This window comes from Streptomyces sp. NRRL B-24572 (assembly GCF_002156145.1).
Taxonomy (GTDB): domain Bacteria; phylum Actinomycetota; class Actinomycetes; order Streptomycetales; family Streptomycetaceae; genus Streptomyces; species Streptomyces vietnamensis.
In genome coordinates, this window is record NZ_MWIG01001141.1 from 306 (window position 1) to 691 (window position 386).

The 386-nt window shown below is 70.2% G+C and carries 1 protein-coding gene; it reads right to left on the bottom strand.

What is annotated here, in order from left to right; all coding sequences use genetic code 11:
• Positions 1–386: glycoside hydrolase family 5 protein (locus CCN56_RS45445; RefSeq protein ID WP_256962449.1), on the bottom strand; the 386-nt coding region annotated here is incomplete at both ends.

The window sequence follows — 386 nt, forward strand, 5'->3', positions numbered from 1 at the left end:
GTACTGGCCGTGCGTCCAGTGGAGTTCGACCACGGGGGTCATGCCGTGGGCGAGCACCCTGGCCACCAGGTCCTTGACGGCGGTGACGTAGTTCGCGCCGCGGTACTCGGGCTTGACGTTGTCGAGGCCGAGCCAGCACTCCTCGTTGAGGGGGATGCGGACCGTGTTGGCCTTCCAGTCGGCGATCGCCTGGACGGAGGCGTCGTCGACGGGGCCGTCGAAGAAGCCGTAGCCCTGGACGCACATGAACTCGCCGCCCGAGCGGTTGACGCCGAGGAGACGGCGGGTGGCGCCGTTCTGGTCGGTGAACCTGTTCCCGGAGACGGTCAGTTCCGGCGCGCCGGTGGCGGGGGTCGGGGGTGTCGTCGTCGGCGTGGTCGGGGGAG